Genomic DNA, 16,931 nt, shown 5'->3' with positions numbered 1-16,931 from the left:
AAGATGAATCTGACTTCAAGTAAAACACAAGCTTATTTTCACAGATTAATTCTATTCCGGTTTTCAAGGAGCATTTTATTCCATTTGTGCCTCAAGCAGAGGCGACGTTTTTTAATATAGCATAGACTAAAACCTAATGCAATAGGGAAAACTAAATAAGTTAAAAAAATGACGTCTAACAAAGGAAGTGAACGAGGGTGCGTGTAGTCAGCTACAACATTCATAGCGGCCGTGACCTCTGGTGGCGAAAACGTTTGAACGAAATGACTCTGACTTTAAAGGACTTGCAACCAGACATCATCGGTCTTCAGGAAGTCCACCAAAACGGGAAGTATGGGTATCAAGCGAGCTACATCGCCGATCAATTACAGTATCACCTAGCCTTCTCCCCTTCAATTACGATAGGAGATGGGTATTACGGCAATGCACTGCTATCGAAGTACGCGCTTGAAAATGTCGACGCCATCGTTTTGCCAGCCAGAAAAGAGCAACGAACCCTCCTTTATGCATCCTTCCAAGGGTACGGTCGTACGATTACGCTTTGCGTTACACACTGTAGCTTAAATCAAGTAAGCAGACTGGCCCAGCTGCAGCTCATGTCGACATTAATACAGCAACACGTAAAAGCCCCATTACTCCTAATGGGGGATTTCAACGCGAGTAATGTGTCCTTTACTCCACACCTGATGGACTGTGCTCTTGTCTCAGGTCAGGAAAAAAGACCAACTCTTCCAGCCTTCCGCCGACGTCTGGACTATATTTTTGCTTCTCATCACTGGAATATTGAGCACTACGAGCTGCTACCTGTCAATTGGTCCGATCATGTCCCGCTCATTGCCGATTTGAGACTGACGGAATCCCCAGCTCTCGAAGAATAAAATCTTTGACATCAACCAGTCTTGCTGGGAGTGGAAACATCTCCGAAGCACCTGCAATCACTAACGGAATCAGCGAATCTTGCTTATGCAGTGAGCCGTGACTTCCTCCACCTAAATGCGTGGGAGCACATTCCGATAAAAATTCATAGCTCTTGGCAGCAGTAACGACTACCACGTCAACGGTCTGCGAGAACAGCGACCCGTATAGTCGAGAAAAAGCATCCGGGTATGTATCAAAAGAAAGACACTCTCCATCATATTGCACATCCAGCACGGAAACGTCCCCTTCAATGGACCAAGAAGAACCATACGCATCATGATACTCCCCATTGCGCCAAAAACACATTTCCTGTTGTGTTCCACCACGACGCACCTTTATCTTCTCGCCCTCTTTCCAAGCAATCAAATCAATTCTTTCTTCCACACTAACCGCTTCTACAATAGAAAATGGATCCATTCCATTCACTGGATACAAAAAAGTCATACGCTCATTATTGCAAATGACCACTTCCACTTCTGATGTCACGTCAGTGCCAAGCGCATGGATCGAAAAATTCGCCAGGAGATGATCCAGCGGAATATTGTGGTCTTCACTTTCTCCGATGACGGTTTGTCCATGATCACTAATCAAAATGCATACGTTTCTCTCCAGCATTTGCTCCCATGACGCGAAGCTATCCAGCAAACGAGCCAATTGCTTGTCCACATCTGCCAAGTGCTGTACGGCATCCTCCGGGGAATTGTGGAGTTTATGATCATTCTCTGGCAAATAGACCAGCGTAAAATGCGGCTGCTGACCGCTGCGTATCACTTCGATCAAAACATCGATTGCATAGGCATCATTAATCCCGTAGCCTTCTAAAGCGGATTGGGCGAAATCCCACGGGACAGAGCGAAACAGTGCAGGACGGACCAGCGTGCCCATACTCATGATCGTTGGACCACTCACCTTTTCTCGCAAGGAAAAAGATGTGATTGTATCAAGCAAGGTCGGCATTTTCACCTTATGCTGCTTATGTCCGCGATGGGCGATCACATTGATGGAACCCGATACGAGATTGTTTTCTTCCAGTACCTCATGAATGGTTTTGACATCCTTGCTAAGATGACGTTCATTCAAATCAAAAAGAACATTTCCGCCACAGCTCGAAATGCCTATTTTTCGGATAGAAGCGGCCCCATTTATATAATTCACCATCTTTTTCTGCTCTGCATCATACCAAACTAGCCCCGGTACTTTGTGCTGATCGGGGTACACCCCCGTTATGAGGGAGCAGTCTATCGAAGCCGTCATCGTAGGGAAAACAGTCACACAATCTGGTATGTACTGGCTATGCTCCATGAAAAACCGAAGTGCCGGTGCTTTATTGGCAGCAATGCATCGCTCCAAAACATCAGGCATCATGGAGTCGATCAGGAAAAGTATGACCTTTTTCATCCGGCTGCCACCCTTCTTGTCGTAGTAAACGTAGTAGTCATAGTCGCACCTGATAGTGTTCGATTTTTCATTACCGAGTATACGCTTGAAAAAGAAAAAGCCCCTGCTCGCCAAAAAGCGACAGGGGATCTTGCTTACGAAGTAAATGTGAGGGTGTTGACACCATTTTTCGTTTGCAGTTTGAGTGCAGGATACTTTTTCAAATAAGGAGCAAGTACCACATAATCTTTTTCACCAATGGACGGATCACCCAGCAAATGCGAGAGTACAGCAGCTCGGATTTGCAGCCCTTGAGGCGTTTGTTTAAAGAGAGGATCCACTGTCGGGAAAGGAATTCCATTGATGACTGTGTCGCCTTCTGCGTCACTCAGCTCCCACGTCCTGACGTTCAAGGAATGGAGAGCTTCTACTACTTGTGCTCCATAATCCTCCACAACCATATCTGGTTGAAGCCCTACGTGATTCACCACGGTATGCTTAGGAGTAAAATATTCATTCAGTGTAAGCTTGAGTGCGTCACCGTCTGACAACGGAATAACTTGTTGGGCACTCCCTTTTCCAAATGTTTTGGTACCCACAAGTTTGGCGATACCATGATCACGCAGCGCACCTGACAACAGCTCAGATGCAGAAGCTGTTCCGCCGTTTACCAAAATTCGCACTGGAATGCCGATATCCTGCCCATTTCGTACCCACGTCTCTACCTCTACCCCATTGCGATTCGTGGTGTACATGAGCAAGCCTTCTTCCATAAAGAGGCTCGCGATGTCCCGCGCTGTGGCCAAGTATCCCCCGCCATTATCACGCAGGTCTAACACCAATCCGGACAACGGTTTTTGCACACGGGAAAGGTCTGCGAGCTTATCCCTTACCTGGATAGCTCCTTCTGATCCGAATGTTTCAAGACTGATATAGCCAACCGCGCCTTTCGTAAACATCTGTCCTTCCGCTTCCGGCAAGGTCATGAAGGCACGCTTCAGCTTCACTTGGTGCTCCCGTTTGTCGGATGGACGATATACAGTAAGAACAGCTTCGGTCCCTTCGTTGCCCTTCAAATAAGCATACGCTTCTTCAAAAGTCTTTCCGACCAACGAGGTCTCATTGACTTTGATCAATTGATCGCCTCGTTGCAAGGAAGATGCTGCTGCTGGAGAATTCAGAACGATTTCACGGATGATAATATGATCATTTTGCAGCCGCAGACGAAAGCCAAATCCAACAAATTGATTTTCAACGTCAGATTGGAACAGACGCAATTCGTCTTGGGTAAAAAATACGCTGTGCGGGTCATTGAGCGTGGAGAGCATTCCATCAATCGCCCAAATGTTCATCGTCGGCGTATCAAACCCTCCTTTCTTCTGCCATTCTGCAAGCCTCAATTCCAACTCGTCCCAAGTATCATCTTCTTCAGAAACTTCGAACTGAAGCTGTTTTTTCAGTTTGGCCTGCTCGCTGACCACCTCTAGAGCCCCTTTTACCAATTGTTTGGCTGCCGGCTTGCTCAAGTGGCTCTCCATGACGTGCAGGAACACTTCTTCCGTTTCTTCGTAAGGATACTCTGCCGCTTGCACAGGAAGAACAGTTGTAAGTAGTAGGACAATTGCTATTGCCCATTGACTAATTCGCTTCATGGAGCCACCCCTTTTCGAACATCATCAGGTATCGAAAATACAACATTGCTTGTAAAGTCGTAATTGTCGGTACCCGAATAGGCTACATATCCGTCGCCCTCATAAATTTCTTCATAACGCCACGTATGTTTAACAACTTGGTCGCTGGCCCGATCAATATAATACTTGTTCATGAACAAAGGAACGTCTTTCACTTTTCCTTGTCCGAGCGTAACCTTCTTTGATTTCTCTACTAGCATAGAGCCCGGAATCCATTCCGTAATGACATCGTACTTCCCGTAAGATTGCTTGTAGTATCGAGCATGAAGCTCCTTAGCACGATCGGTTACCTTGACAGCACCAACCCACTCGTGCAAAAAGTCAACTTTGTCCGTTCTATTCTTGTCCCATGTCTGCCGATCCGTATCGTACGAGTATTGCGTGTTTGTTTTCCCATCTGTATAAGAGAGCAGCTTGTCTGATATTAGTTTTTGCGGAGATTGATAAAAGCCGGATATTCTGCTTATTTGTTTTTCCTTGTTAATATCCTGCGTGTATGAGAACGTCAATCCACTCAACACCGCTTCGCCCTTCACTTGGTAGGTGTCGGCATTGTCCAACTGATGCAAAGAGTATCCCAAATCAGAAATAATAGCTGGCTGATCTTTTAAAGAGGCAAACTCTTGACGCAACATTTTGTCCAGTTGTTTCATTCTGCTGTCTGACGCTTTCGGTTTCATCGCAGCAAGAACTTCTTCTGCTTCCTGAATACGTCCTTCCTGCAAATAATAATAGGAAGTATTCAACAATGCTTCTGGGCTTCTGTCAGCAAATTGCTTGTAACGTGCCAACGCCAGGTCTATCTGACCACCCCTGATTTCTAGTGCCCCCAAATACACGGCAACCGATTCCCATTCTTTGGGATTTCGCTTGAATTTTTGTTCATAGACACTGAAGCGGTCGAGCACTTTTTGATACTGGCTTTGATCCGTGTTCCCTAGCTGCAAGGCAATATCGTACACATTGGCAGTTAATAGCCCGAGTGTGCCCGGGAGAATGATTCTGTCCTCGAGGTAAGCGTCGATAGCAAGAAAAGCTTCATCCAGATTGGTTTCAAGCGGTGTTTCAGGATTCCAGCTCAATAAATAGTGAACACCGACTTGATTGGGGAAGGAGGAATCGGCCAGCTTGCGTAACTGCGCAAATGTCTCTTCACTATCATTTCTACTGCGAATAGCGGCAGCCGCATCTACATAAATCTGTTCTTCAGTTGTTTTGGGATCTACATAGGTTGCGAATAACGGCAATACCTCTTCGATATCCGGGACCATCGGGAACTTTTTCCCATCATAATCCAACAGAGGCATGATTCCATCCTGAAGGAAATAATTCACCATGCGATTAGCTGCGACTGCAGCATCTCCCCGCTTCACCCGATCCGTTTTTTCTCCCTCTAGCCATCCCCATGAACGCACTTCTTCCCAAGCATTTTTACTATCTGGAGACATCGTGAACATTTGCAATATCTTGGCAGCTTCTTCGTTGGTGATCGGCTGATTCGGCTTCATCATCTCACCAGGAAAAATGTACTGAATCGCATTTGGCCCGTACAGTCTGTCCAAGATCGTGGAAATGCGCAACGTTGGTTTGTACATCCAGGTCAGGCGATCAACATCTTTATACGGCAAATACGGTTCCTGAAAACCTTCTGCTCGCGCCCACTCCGAATGCTCGGATAAGAAAGTAAGCGGATAGATCTGATACTGCCCACCGTAATAAAGACGATCGATCATAACGAGAAATTCCGCACGTGTCATGTCACGATTTGGGTAAAACTTCGGAACATTTGGACCAGCCTCAAACAAACCGAGCTGCACACCTTGAATGATTGCGTTTCTCGCCCAGTGCTTGTTGATGTCATTGTATGGCAATAAGCCCCCAGCCGCCGATGCGACGCCGGGGGTGAGTAAGCTTAACGTTAATAATCCACAAGAAATCGTTCGGATTAGTTTTTGCACATAAAATCCTCCTACACTTCATCTGGCAGGCAACCAAAGATTGATCCTGCTACGTCTTATACAAACTGGAACGGATCTGTGTGCACGCGCGAAGGAATAACCTCTGTTTCGTAACCATTTGCCTGCAATTGTTCAAGCAAGATGGCCGCCAGCTTTTCCTTCATGATTTTTTCGATATTGTGACCTGCATCTACGATCGACAAGCCTTCTGCTTGTGCATCGTGTGCGGTGTGATACCCAATGTCTCCGGTTAAATAAACATCCGCGCCTTTAAAAATGGCTTTGGAAACAAAAGAGCTACCGTCTCCACCTACTACCGCTACTTTTTTGACTGTCGCATCTAAGTCACCAACTACGCGAAGACCATGGAGGGAAAACCGTTCTTTGACAAGCAAAGCAAACTCACGCAGCGTCAGTGGTGCAGGTAGAATGCCAATACGTCCAATTCCGTATACAGTTCCGGACTGCTCCAAAGGAATGATGTCATAGGCGACTTCTTCGTAGGGATGGGCAGCAAGCATGGCTTTGACCGCAGCCGATTGTCTGGAAGCGGGAACAATCATCTCGATGCGAACTTCCTCTGCTTTTTCCAACTGGCCTGTCGAACCGATATGGGGATTCGTTCCTTCTCCTGGTAAAAAGGTTCCAGTCCCTTCTGTCTGAAAAGAACAGTGGCTATAGTTGCCTACATGCCCTGCACCCGCTTCAGCAAGAGCGGAAAATACTGCTTCCTTATGGGTAGCGGGTACGAATACGACGAGCTTCTTCCAAGCCTCTCGTGAAAGAACATCCAGTACATCAATGTCAGTGAGTCCAACCGCTTCTGCAAGCCAATCGTTCATCCCCCCGTACGCAACATCCAAATTGGTATGGGCTGTGTATACAGCAATGTCGTGCTTGATCAGCTTTTCGAACACACGTCCTGCGGCGAGATCCGTCCGGAGGTGTTTGAGTGGTCGATAAATGACGGCATGGTGAGCCACAATCAGGTCTACACCCTCTGCAATTGCTTCATCCACCACAGATTCCAACACGTCTAGTGCGATCATTACTTTTTTTACCTTTTTTTGCAAGGTGCCTACATGAAGGCCAATCTTGTCGCCTTCCATCGCCAACGATTTTGGCGCCAGACGTTCTACATACTGGATTACTGTTTGTCCGTGCGCAAGCATGCAATCACCTCATCGATCCACTTTACTTCTGCTTCGATTTCTTTAATTCGTTCTGCTGCTTCCGGCTTGTCCGAACGCTTTAATTGAACGATGACCTTTTGCCATTTTTCTTGCTCGCTCAGCCACTTCTCTTGTAATACGTCTGATTTTTCCTCCCAAAGAAATGGACCAATGCGCAGAAGCTCTTGCTGTGTACGATCTTTGCCCTCATAAGGCAAGGTAGGATTGCCTCGTTCTGCAACGAGAATCTCATAAATCACGCCGTCCTCCTGCAAAATGGACTCTGCGATTAACTGCCAACCATTCTCTATCATCCACAGGCGAACCGCTTCTTCCCCTACGTTTGGTTGCAGAATCAGGCGTTGCACACCTTCGAGTTTGTCTTTTCCTGCTTCCAAAATGGAAACGATCAGTTGTCCGCCCATCCCCGCAATGCAGATTACATCTGCTTCGCCAGGCTGTAATACCGCGAGTCCGTTTCCTTTACGCACCGAAGCGCGATCTTTTACCTGCAATGTATGTATTTGTTTTTGTGCAGCTTGAAAAGGCCCTTCATTCAATTCGCCTGCGATCACGAAGGAAGCCATTCCTTTTACAAGCAAATAAGAAGCCAACAACGCATGATCCGACCCGATGTCGGCGACGCGGGCTCCTTCTGGACAATAGCGGGCAATCGTTTGTAGCCGCTTGGATATTGATACTGATGTCATCTGTATATTCACCTTCCGTTGCCTCTATTCTACCCTATTTGGCAACAATTGCGAAATGCTAATTCCCTAACAGATGATCAGCAAAGAACGACAAAATCCTCGCTGTTGCATCCAAGCAGGGACCATGCAACTAAGAGGGGCTCTTGGGTAGTAGTCGGGAGGCTTACAGGTAGCCATTCTGTTGGATGTAATGCTCGGAATAACAAGGAAAGTTTTTAAACATGACAACTTTTTTGGTATTTTATGTAATTTAACTTAATTTTTACTAAATTGTGAACTTTATTTTAATAAATAAATATTTACAAATTTTTTACAGATATGTATATTAACGCCATGCACATCATGAACTACACAGACTAAATTTCTTTAAGGAGGAGAACAGTTTGAAAAAAAGAACCGGCAAGTGGTGGGCAATGGGTTTACTCTCTTCGGCGCTAGTGATGAGTGTCTTCACAGGTGCGGGGGCAGCCAGTAATGATTCAACCAGTGAATTCAGTGAACTTGGTACTGCACGGGTATTAATTCAGTCAGATTCGGATGTGAGAACTGGTTATTTTGCTGAACCACTGGATGTACGCCATGATTTTGGTCAAGAGGGCTTTACTCTCGATGTAAATAGCGATCAACTTAACCAGCTGAAAAGCGATCCCAATGTAAAAATTACCGTGTTGAAAAAATTAAAGATCGCTGAATATATAGAAGAAGATCAGGCTACCGAGCCAGAGTTCTCTCCTGCGGCAGTCGTTCCGTGGGGAATTAAAGCCATCTATAAGAACCAGTCCCTCTCTGCTACGGCTGGAGGTGCAGATGTTCGTGTTGCAGTCCTGGATACTGGCGTGTTTACGCAGCACCCGGACCTAACCGCTAACGCAGAGCAGTGCAACGATTTCACACAAGCTTCTTCTCCTGTTGTTACCGGTGCTTGCAATGATGCGCATGGTCATGGAACACACGTCGCTGGAACTGTTCTCGCTGACGGCGGCGGTGGCGCAGGTATTTATGGTGTAGCACCAGATGCTAAGCTATGGGCATATAAAGTATTGGATGACTCAGGCTCCGGCTATGAGGATGACATTGCCTATGCCATTCGTTACGCTGCTGACCAGTCCGCTCAATTAGGCGTGAAAACGATCGTCTCTATGTCCCTTGGCTCTAGTAGTAAGAGCACCCTTATGGCAAATGCCATCACGTATGCAAACCAAAACGGTGTATTAGTCGTCGCTGCAGCCGGTAACTCTGGACCGACAGTGAATAGCATTGGCTACCCTGGCGCATTAGTGAATACAGTAGCCGTAGCAGCGTTAGAGAATGTTCAACAAAACGGTACCTACCGTATAGCTGACTTCTCTTCTCGTGGCAAGAGCGGGCAAGCGGGAGACTACGTGATTCAAGAGCGCGATGTGGAAGTATCAGCACCAGGACGCGCTATTCAGTCTACATGGAATAACGGAGGCTATAACTCCATTAGCGGAACCTCCATGGCAACACCACACATTTCAGGTTTGGCTGCAAAAATCTGGGCATCCAATCCATCTTGGAGCAATCAAGATGTTCGCGTAGAATTGCAAAAACGTGCGACAGGAAATGACATCAAAGGTGGCTCAAACGCTGCTGTAGGTGACGATATCGCTAGTGGCTTTGGATTCCCAACTGTACAACCTGGCGATCAATAAAATAATAAGAAACAAAAAAAGAGCCATGGCTGTCAGTTTTCGCTGGCAGTCATGCTCTTTCATTGTAAACATCGAAAGTCTAGCACCCGATTTCTCTAGCGATCACATTACGTAAAATCTCTGAAGTCCCCTCGCCGATCTCTAACAGACGGGCATCGCGGAAAAATCGTTCCACCTGATACTCCCGCATATAACCATAGCCACCGTGAATCTGAATGGCCTGATGAGTAGCAGACATGGCAATCTCTGAAGCATACAATTTTGCCATTGCTGCTTCTTTCGTAAATTTGCGACCATGATCCTTCAGCCACGCTGCTTTATACACCATCGTTCTCGCCAGCTCTATTTGCATCGCCATATCCGCCAGCTTGTGCTGGATCGCTTGAAAATGACTTAAGGAATTACCAAATGCCGTACGCTGCTTGGAGTATTGCAGCGCTTTGTCGTAGGCAGCCTGCGCAATTCCTACTGCCATAGCGCCGATCCCGATTCGCCCACCATCAAGTGTAATGAGGAACTGCTTGAAGCCTTCGCCCCTTTTCCCAAGGATGTTTTCCTCTGGCACCCTGACATTTTCAAGAACGAGCTCAGTCGTATTGGAGCTGTGCAAGCCGAGCTTTTCATAGTTAGCCAGCACTTGAAAACCAGATGCATCAGTCGGAACGATAAAAGCAGTAATACCGCGTGAGCCCTGCTCTTTGTCCGTTACAGCTGTCAAAGCGAGAAACGATGCATAGGAGGCATTGGTAATGAAGCACTTGGAGCCATTAATCGTCCACTCCCCATCAGCCAAGACCGCATTCGTCCTCGTACCACCTGCGTCAGACCCTGCATTCGGTTCCGTCAAGCCAAACGCACCAAAGCTTTCGCCCGAACAGATTTTGGTTAAATAGTTCAGCTTCTGTTCTTCCGTTCCAAACAAAGCAAGTGGAGCGCCACCTAACGAAATATGCGCCGAATACGTGATTCCTGTAGAACCGCATGCACGACTAAGCTCTTCTACCACGATCGCAAAACTCGTGGAATCGGCTCCGGCTCCCCCGTATTTCTCAGAGAAAGGAAGACCCATCAGGTTCAATTCGCACATCTGCTTGAATATTTCGACAGGGAATTGTTTGGTTTGATCGCGTTCATCTGCTCCTGGTGCCACTACCTCATCAGCAAATTCGCGGATCATTTTTTTTAACATTTGCTGTTCTGAAGTCAAATCGAAGTTCATAATCGCTGCCCCCTTGAAAACGCTTTAGTAAAGAACCATCAAGAAACACACAATTTTGACTGAGCGTTTGTTCAGAATACTCTTACCATTATACACCACGATTTGGATTCATGTGGTAATTTCTCAAAAAAAACACGCCTATGATCGGCGTGCTCCTAATAAAATCGCTCCCAAAAAAGATACAGAGGCTGCTATGAATCCGAGACTGTATGTATTTACACCCATAAACTTGGCAACTGTTTCTCCGCCCAGAAAAATAGCCGCCAGCAAAATACCGATTAATACTTTCCACTTGTTGTTCATCTATTCACCCCGTTTGCTCTCTTCTGAAATTGTAACAGATAAGCAGGGAGAGGAAAACGAGAAGTCATGCAGAGTCCTATAGTCGCAACCACGCATACCAATATCCTCGCGTGAAGAAGAACAAAGTTGACGCGATGAACACCTTTATGAACAACAGTAATTGAATCATATCCCGCTTCGCTTCTGGAATATACAGAGCCTGTATCTCTGCACCAAAGAAAAAGGCAAGTCCACATACAGCAAATACTCCCGCCCATTTCGCATTGGCCTTATTCATCAAGAAGCCCATACCTGTGAGCAAGCACGCAAGCGGTACCCAGTACAACTCCGATGTCCACCATGTATAGTCCATCCCTACCCGATGAACGGTTGTAATGCCATACAAGATGGCCAAACCCAGTAACCCTGCATAGAGCAAATAAGCGTAGCCGAAAACAATTGCGCTAATGCACAGTAACATGCAAACGAAGCCTAAATAGAACAGGACAAACGGCATGCTACCATCCAGTTTTTGGATACAATACACGCCTCCTGCGATCAAGATCAAAAATGACAAAGCCAGGAATAAATGCGTCAATGGCGGGGCCGACCTTCGATAAACGAGTCCCAGAATATAGAAAACAAGAGCGAAACAGGCAAAGATGGTAATTTGCATTGGGGTTTGAAAACGGTTAAAATGAAAAGCAAGTAAGATCAAACCAGCAATAACAAAGGCACCAAGAAGCCATGCCACTACCATTTTCCCCGTCACTGGAGAGACAGTTCTAGGTGCATATGTATTTATGACAGATGATGTTGAATTGACTTTTCCTGACAGCACACCCGGTGCCGTTCCCATTCGCTCATTCCCGCCTGCGGATGCCGGTGTATTTGGCCGATCCCCTTCTGTATACAGATTTAACAAGAAGATGCAGTAATGTTCAGGCAGTAAATGGTTGCGCCGCCAGTTTTCAATTTCGGCAATAATCGTGCGCTTGCGCTGGTCGTCCAACGCGGCCCCTCCTAACTACGACAAAAATTGTTTACTTTCATGAATAAGAAAAGCCTACGTCGGCTAACGTAGGCCACATACTTCTTATATCGGTTATTCCAGGAAATCTTTTAAGCGTTTACTTCTACTCGGATGACGCAATTTGCGAAGCGCTTTTGCTTCGATCTGACGAATCCGTTCACGGGTTACGCCAAACACTTTCCCTACTTCTTCTAACGTCCGTGTACGACCGTCATCTAATCCAAAACGCAAACGCAGTACATTCTCTTCCCGGTCTGTTAAAGTATCCAAAACGTCTTCCAACTGTTCTTTCAAGAGTTCATAGGCAGCTGCATCAGATGGCTCCAATGCATCCTGATCCTCAATGAAATCACCTAGGTGTGAATCGTCTTCTTCCCCAATTGGAGTCTCCAGGGATACTGGTTCTTGAGCAATCTTCATGATTTCCCGAACTTTTTCCGGAGTGAGATCCATTTTTTCAGCGATTTCTTCTGGCATAGGTTCACGACCTAGCTCTTGCAGAAGCTGACGGGAAACGCGGATTAACTTATTGATCGTTTCCACCATATGAACCGGAATACGGATCGTTCTAGCCTGGTCCGCAATGGCACGGGTAATCGCTTGGCGAATCCACCAGGTCGCATACGTACTGAACTTGTAGCCTTTGCGATAGTCAAACTTTTCCACCGCTTTAATCAGACCCATGTTCCCTTCTTGAATCAAATCAAGGAATAGCATGCCGCGTCCTACATAACGCTTCGCAATCGATACAACCAATCGCAAGTTCGCCTCAGCCAGACGTCTTTTGGCTTCCTCATCACCTTGTTCAATTCGCTGTGCCAGTTTAATCTCCTCTTCTGCGGAGAGCAGAGGAACTCGACCAATTTCCTTCAGATACATCCGTACAGGGTCATTGATCTTGATTCCAGGCGGAACGGAGAGATCGTCATAATCGAATTCTTCGTTGTCCTCGTCCTTGATGATCATTTGATCGACTTCATCATCGTCATCTTCATTCTCATTGTTGTTAATCTCAATGCCTTGATCACCAAGATATTCAAAAAACTCATCCATTTGATCAGAATCCTGTTCGAAACCTGCCAGGCGAGCAGTAATCTCCTTATACGACAGTGCGCCGCGTTTCTTACCTAATTCGACCAGCTGTTCCTTCACTTGTTCGATGGACGTTGCTTCCATGTCGGAAGTGATATTTTGCTTGTTCATCTACTTTCCCTCCTTCCCCGGGAATGATCTGAAGCTACCCTTCTTTTAAAGCATTTTCCAATTCAAGAATCTTCATCCCTGTAACGGCTGCTTGAAGTTCAAGTTGTTTGCGCGCATCCTCGCTGTCCGCTGCGGCCGCTTGGAGGTGTAAGCTCCGCTGCTCATCGCGCAATCGTTCCAACTCGGCACGCTTCGGGTAGTTATTCACTTGTTTGATGTAGTCACCGATCTCTAATTCAGATACATCGTTGTTACACTCCATCATGGCCAGTCCCGAGGCTAATTGCTTTAACAAATCGTCTTGCACGTAATGTATAAACTTTCCAGGGTCTTCCGGGTTTCCCTCTGCATAGTAGGCGTACAGGTAGGCAGCCAGCGCATCGTGTTCATCCACCTGAAAGTGGGCGCTGCATTCCTGTTGGACGCGGGCGGCTATTTCTTCGTTCCGCATCATGTAGTAAAGCAGCATGCGCTCAGCCGTGTGATAAGCGGGTGGCAGTGTTTTCGCGAGCGTAACTTTGCCATTATTTATACTATTATTCCATGCTGGCGTCACTTTATCCCTTTGGCGCTCACTTTTTTGCTGATTGTACGCGCGTTTGGACTCCCATTTGAGATCACCGAGAGTAAGGGAGTATTCTTCTGCCAATTGCCGTTGATACATGTCCCGTTCCACCGGGCTGTTGAGCTCGTTGATGATCTCGACCGCCCTCGCGATTAAGCGAGCTTTGTCCGTCTCATCTTTTATTACGAACTGACTGCGTAAATGTTTCAGACGGAAAGCCGTAATTGGCATCGCCTGTAACAATACCTGCTGGGAAAATGCTTCAGCCCCATGCTGGCGGATGTAATCATCCGGGTCTACTCCTTGTGGAAGTGGAGCAACTCGAACGATCAAACCGGCTTGCTGCAAAACATGAATCGCTTTGCTCGTTGCTTCTTGTCCTGCAGCATCTCCGTCATAACAGAGTACGACTGACTCTGTATTGCGACGAAGAATTCTGGCCTGCTGCTCCGTCAAGGCTGTTCCCAAAGTGGCAATACCTTGCATAAAACCCGCCTGCCATGCCGATATGACATCGACATATCCTTCAAACAATAGCGCCTCTTTTCTCTTTCTAATAATGGGGCGCGCACGATGAAGATTAAACAGCGTAGCGCTTTTGTTGAACAAAAGGCTTTCCGGGCTATTCAGATACTTGGGTTGAGACTTTTGGTTGGAATTGGGCTTTGATCCTTGCAGTAAGCGTCCACCAAATCCGATGACGTTACCTTGGGAATCCTGGATTGGAAACATGATACGACCTCGAAAGCGATCAAAGATTTTTCCTGCATCGCTTCTGGCCAAAAGCCCTGCTTCCACCATCAATTCCTGTGAAAATCCCCGCTTTGTCAACTGCTGCGTTACGAAATCCCAGGAATCCGGAGCGAATCCGATTTGATATTCGGCTATTGTCGCCTCAGACATTCCGCGCTTTGCGAGATACTTCATCGCTTCTGCGCCATAAGGGGTTTTCGTAAGCACGTAGTGGTACAGGCGTGAAACGAACGTATGCGCTTCCTGCATCGCATGTTTCATCCGTTTTTCAGGTGAATCCTCTACTTGCTGCGGCTGGGGCACAGCTATCCCGGCACGCTCCGCCAATTTGTGCAGTGCCTCTGGAAAAGTCAATTGCTCCAGTTTCATTAAAAAGGAAAAGATATCCCCACCTGCTCCACAGCCAAAGCAATGAAAAAACTGTCGCTCTGCATTTACGTTGAAGGAAGGGCTCTTTTCAGAGTGAAACGGACATAGACCGAGAAAGGCACGACCGCTTTTTCTCAGTTGAACGTACTCTCCTACAACGTCTACGATGTCGACAGCGGCACGCACTTGATTTACAAATTCATCTGAAGTGGGACCAGTCATGTCTTTCCACCTTTATAAGGAGAATCGCACGTGAGAATATTTAGTTCGTCAAAATTCGTCAATTTCCTTCTTTACATCAAACTTCTTTTCTTCTTTTATTACTTTTCCACATTTCTAAGTGCAATAAACGCTGAGAAACTCACCTATGATAAGTACCCCGGCTAATTGATTTTCTACAAAAAACGTCAAATTCCTTCTTTCGGCCTATTTCCTTTCATTACGGAGATTGTTTTTTCTAATCATCTCCAAAATGATGTTTGCCGTTTCTTCCACTGCCTTGTTGGATACATCGATAACGGTACATCCAAGGCGCTCAATAATGCGCTTGGAATAAGCCAGTTCTTCAGCAATCCGTTCGAGATTGGCGTAATTTGCTTGTGCAGTCAATCCTAGTGCTTTCAGACGCTCTGTCCGAATGCCGTTCAGTTGCTCCGGATTGATAGTAAGCCCAATACACCTTTCTATTGGCAGTTGGAACAATTCTTCTGGTGGCTCTACCTCCGGGACAAGCGGAACATTGGCAACCTTAAGTCGCTTGTTAGCCAAATACATGGAAAGAGGCGTCTTGGAAGTACGCGAAACGCCGATCAAAACCACATCTGCGCGCAACAGGCCGCGTGGGTCCCGACCATCGTCGTATTTGACGGCAAACTCGATGGCGTCTACTTTGCGGAAATACTCTTCATCCAGACGGCGAACCAAGCCCGGTTTTCCTGTTGGTGGCTCTTTCAACATGCCCTGCAATGTATTCATCAGAGGCCCCATAACATCAAGAGCTGGAATTCCGTGAAGAGCAGCTTGTTGTGTAATATACGCATTCAGCTCCGGAATGACCAGAGTGAACACAATCATTGCCCGCGATTCTTTTGCCGAAGCAATAATTTCGTTAATCGATTCCTTGTCTTCTATATACGGATACTTTTGTACATCAAACAAAAAACGATCAAACTGACTAGCTCCTGCGCGAACGACAAGTTCGGCCGTTTCGCCGATGGAGTCTGAGACTACATAGATGAGCTGTCCTTGCTGATTACCTTGCATCGCTTCTCCTCCTACACTTTCGGTTCGCTACCCAATTCTACAAATGCTTTCGCGATCGTCGTCTTGGTGACGCGCCCCAACAGCTCCATTTGCTTCGGATCTTCCTCACTCGGCCTTACGACAGGCAGAGAATCGATCTGAAAATCAATCAGCTTTTTGGCGGCTGCGTACAAGGTCTCATCAGGTGCACTTGTAATGATATTCGGCATCCTAGACATGATAATGCTGACCGGTACATCCTCCAGCGTCTTATTGCCTAAAGAAGCCCGCAGGAGGTCTTTTCGTGAGATCACGCCAGCCAAATATCCTTTTTGATTGACGACGAATAACGTGCCAACATCCTCCAGAAAGAGGGTAACGATGGCGTCGTATGCCGAGGCGGATTCGGAAACCACGATCGGTACCGCCTTGTAGTCATTGACGAGAAGCTTGTGAAGCCGTTCACTTATGACTGAGCTTGCGGGTCTGCCGGCATAAAAATACCCGACCCGAGGTCTGGCTTCTAGATATCCTGACATTGTGAGGATGGATAAATCAGGGCGTAGCGTCGCGCGAGTCAAATTTAGCCGCTCCGCGATATGCTCTCCTGTTATCGGTCCGTCATCCTTCACTATCTGTAAGATGTGCTCTTGTCGTTTGGTAAGCTCGATGACCAATCACCCCGGTTCTGTCTTTACCTCTTCCTAGTATTACTCTATTCGACGGGATATTCCTTCTTTCACGCGGAAAAAAGGTGCCCCCGCCT

Annotated in this window: 14 protein-coding genes; 2 read left to right on the top strand and 12 right to left on the bottom strand. The window is 46.7% G+C overall.

Translation table 11 applies throughout. The annotated features are described in order from the left end of the window. Positions 1 to 197 precede the first annotated feature (197 nt). A complete protein-coding gene (locus tag POF51_RS27270; RefSeq protein ID WP_271756493.1) occupies positions 198 to 878 on the top strand; it encodes an endonuclease/exonuclease/phosphatase family protein in 681 nt (226 codons plus the stop codon). Here POF51_RS27270 and POF51_RS27265 read toward each other — a convergent pair. The 5 genes from POF51_RS27265 to POF51_RS27245 form a co-directional block, all read right to left on the bottom strand. Then, on the bottom strand, positions 832 to 2,316 hold the full coding sequence (locus tag POF51_RS27265) for an alkaline phosphatase family protein (RefSeq protein ID WP_069850230.1): 1,485 nt from the start codon (positions 2,314 to 2,316) through the stop codon (positions 832 to 834). The two genes, POF51_RS27270 and POF51_RS27265, sit on opposite strands and share 47 nt — an antisense overlap. 134 nt (positions 2,317 to 2,450) lie before the next feature. After that, positions 2,451 to 3,947 carry a S41 family peptidase gene (locus POF51_RS27260; RefSeq protein WP_271756492.1) on the bottom strand — a complete coding sequence of 499 codons (1,497 nt, stop codon included), beginning with the start codon at positions 3,945 to 3,947 and terminating at the stop codon, positions 2,451 to 2,453. Further along, the gene (locus POF51_RS27255) at positions 3,944 to 5,944 is read right to left on the bottom strand and encodes an S-layer homology domain-containing protein (protein WP_271756491.1); all 2,001 of its coding nucleotides are present in this window, start codon (positions 5,942 to 5,944) and stop codon (positions 3,944 to 3,946) included. The genes POF51_RS27260 and POF51_RS27255 overlap by 4 nt, the downstream gene beginning before the upstream one ends. A 56-nt stretch (positions 5,945 to 6,000) precedes the next feature. Beyond that, positions 6,001 to 7,116 (bottom strand): Nif3-like dinuclear metal center hexameric protein, encoded by a 1,116-nt coding sequence (locus POF51_RS27250; RefSeq protein WP_271756490.1) that lies wholly within the window; start codon positions 7,114 to 7,116, stop codon positions 6,001 to 6,003. After that, complete coding sequence (locus tag POF51_RS27245) at positions 7,092 to 7,826, bottom strand: tRNA (adenine(22)-N(1))-methyltransferase (RefSeq protein WP_069850238.1); 735 nt, start codon at positions 7,824 to 7,826, stop codon at positions 7,092 to 7,094. The genes POF51_RS27250 and POF51_RS27245 overlap by 25 nt, the downstream gene beginning before the upstream one ends. Before the next feature lie 383 nt (positions 7,827 to 8,209). Between POF51_RS27245 and POF51_RS27240 the strand changes: the two genes are divergently transcribed. Further along, positions 8,210 to 9,499, top strand: a complete 1,290-nt coding sequence (locus POF51_RS27240) for a S8 family peptidase (RefSeq protein ID WP_271756489.1) — start codon at positions 8,210 to 8,212, stop codon at positions 9,497 to 9,499. Positions 9,500 to 9,578: 79 nt separating this feature from the next. Here POF51_RS27240 and POF51_RS27235 read toward each other — a convergent pair whose 3' ends face one another. From POF51_RS27235 to POF51_RS27205, 7 genes are all read right to left on the bottom strand, one after another. Continuing rightward, on the bottom strand, positions 9,579 to 10,718 hold the full coding sequence (locus tag POF51_RS27235) for an acyl-CoA dehydrogenase family protein (protein ID WP_069850241.1): 1,140 nt from the start codon (positions 10,716 to 10,718) through the stop codon (positions 9,579 to 9,581). A 138-nt stretch (positions 10,719 to 10,856) separates the two neighbouring features. Then, complete coding sequence (locus POF51_RS27230) at positions 10,857 to 11,021, bottom strand: hypothetical protein (RefSeq protein WP_017247756.1); 165 nt, start codon at positions 11,019 to 11,021, stop codon at positions 10,857 to 10,859. A 76-nt stretch (positions 11,022 to 11,097) separates the two neighbouring features. Further along, complete coding sequence (locus POF51_RS27225; RefSeq protein WP_069850243.1) at positions 11,098 to 12,012, bottom strand: hypothetical protein; 915 nt, start codon at positions 12,010 to 12,012, stop codon at positions 11,098 to 11,100. Positions 12,013 to 12,105: 93 nt separating this feature from the next. Then, a complete protein-coding gene (rpoD, locus tag POF51_RS27220) occupies positions 12,106 to 13,236 on the bottom strand; it encodes an RNA polymerase sigma factor RpoD (RefSeq protein WP_007727582.1) in 1,131 nt (376 codons plus the stop codon). 34 nt (positions 13,237 to 13,270) lie between these two features. Further along, on the bottom strand, positions 13,271 to 15,145 hold the full coding sequence (dnaG, locus tag POF51_RS27215; protein ID WP_069850245.1) for a DNA primase: 1,875 nt from the start codon (positions 15,143 to 15,145) through the stop codon (positions 13,271 to 13,273). A gap of 204 nt (positions 15,146 to 15,349) precedes the next feature. Continuing rightward, a complete protein-coding gene (locus tag POF51_RS27210) occupies positions 15,350 to 16,186 on the bottom strand; it encodes a pyruvate, water dikinase regulatory protein (protein WP_271756488.1) in 837 nt (278 codons plus the stop codon). An 11-nt stretch (positions 16,187 to 16,197) separates the two neighbouring features. Further along, entirely contained in the window at positions 16,198 to 16,842 is a 645-nt protein-coding gene (locus POF51_RS27205; protein ID WP_271756487.1) for a helix-turn-helix transcriptional regulator, read from the bottom strand. Positions 16,843 to 16,931: the final 89 nt, after the last annotated feature.

It is taken from the genome of Brevibacillus sp. AG (assembly GCF_028369215.1).
In the GTDB taxonomy this organism is placed as follows: Bacteria; Bacillota; Bacilli; order Brevibacillales; family Brevibacillaceae; genus Brevibacillus; species Brevibacillus porteri.
The sequence above is the reverse complement of the archived record's forward strand: the minus strand, read 5'-3'. Positions and strand labels throughout refer to the sequence as shown.

Coding starts and splice junctions, on each gene's coding strand:
- POF51_RS27265 (WP_069850230.1), bottom strand. CDS start 2,316: ATGAAAAAGGTCATACTTTTCCTGATCGACTCCATGATGCCTGATGTT.
- POF51_RS27260 (WP_271756492.1), bottom strand. CDS start 3,947: ATGAAGCGAATTAGTCAATGGGCAATAGCAATTGTCCTACTACTTACA.
- POF51_RS27245 (WP_069850238.1), bottom strand. CDS start 7,826: ATGACATCAGTATCAATATCCAAGCGGCTACAAACGATTGCCCGCTAT.
- dnaG (WP_069850245.1), bottom strand. CDS start 15,145: ATGACTGGTCCCACTTCAGATGAATTTGTAAATCAAGTGCGTGCCGCT.
- POF51_RS27210 (WP_271756488.1), bottom strand. CDS start 16,186: ATGCAAGGTAATCAGCAAGGACAGCTCATCTATGTAGTCTCAGACTCC.
- rpoD (WP_007727582.1), bottom strand. CDS start 13,236: ATGAACAAGCAAAATATCACTTCCGACATGGAAGCAACGTCCATCGAA.
- POF51_RS27235 (WP_069850241.1), bottom strand. CDS start 10,718: ATGAACTTCGATTTGACTTCAGAACAGCAAATGTTAAAAAAAATGATC.
- POF51_RS27250 (WP_271756490.1), bottom strand. CDS start 7,116: ATGCTTGCGCACGGACAAACAGTAATCCAGTATGTAGAACGTCTGGCG.
- POF51_RS27230 (WP_017247756.1), bottom strand. CDS start 11,021: ATGAACAACAAGTGGAAAGTATTAATCGGTATTTTGCTGGCGGCTATT.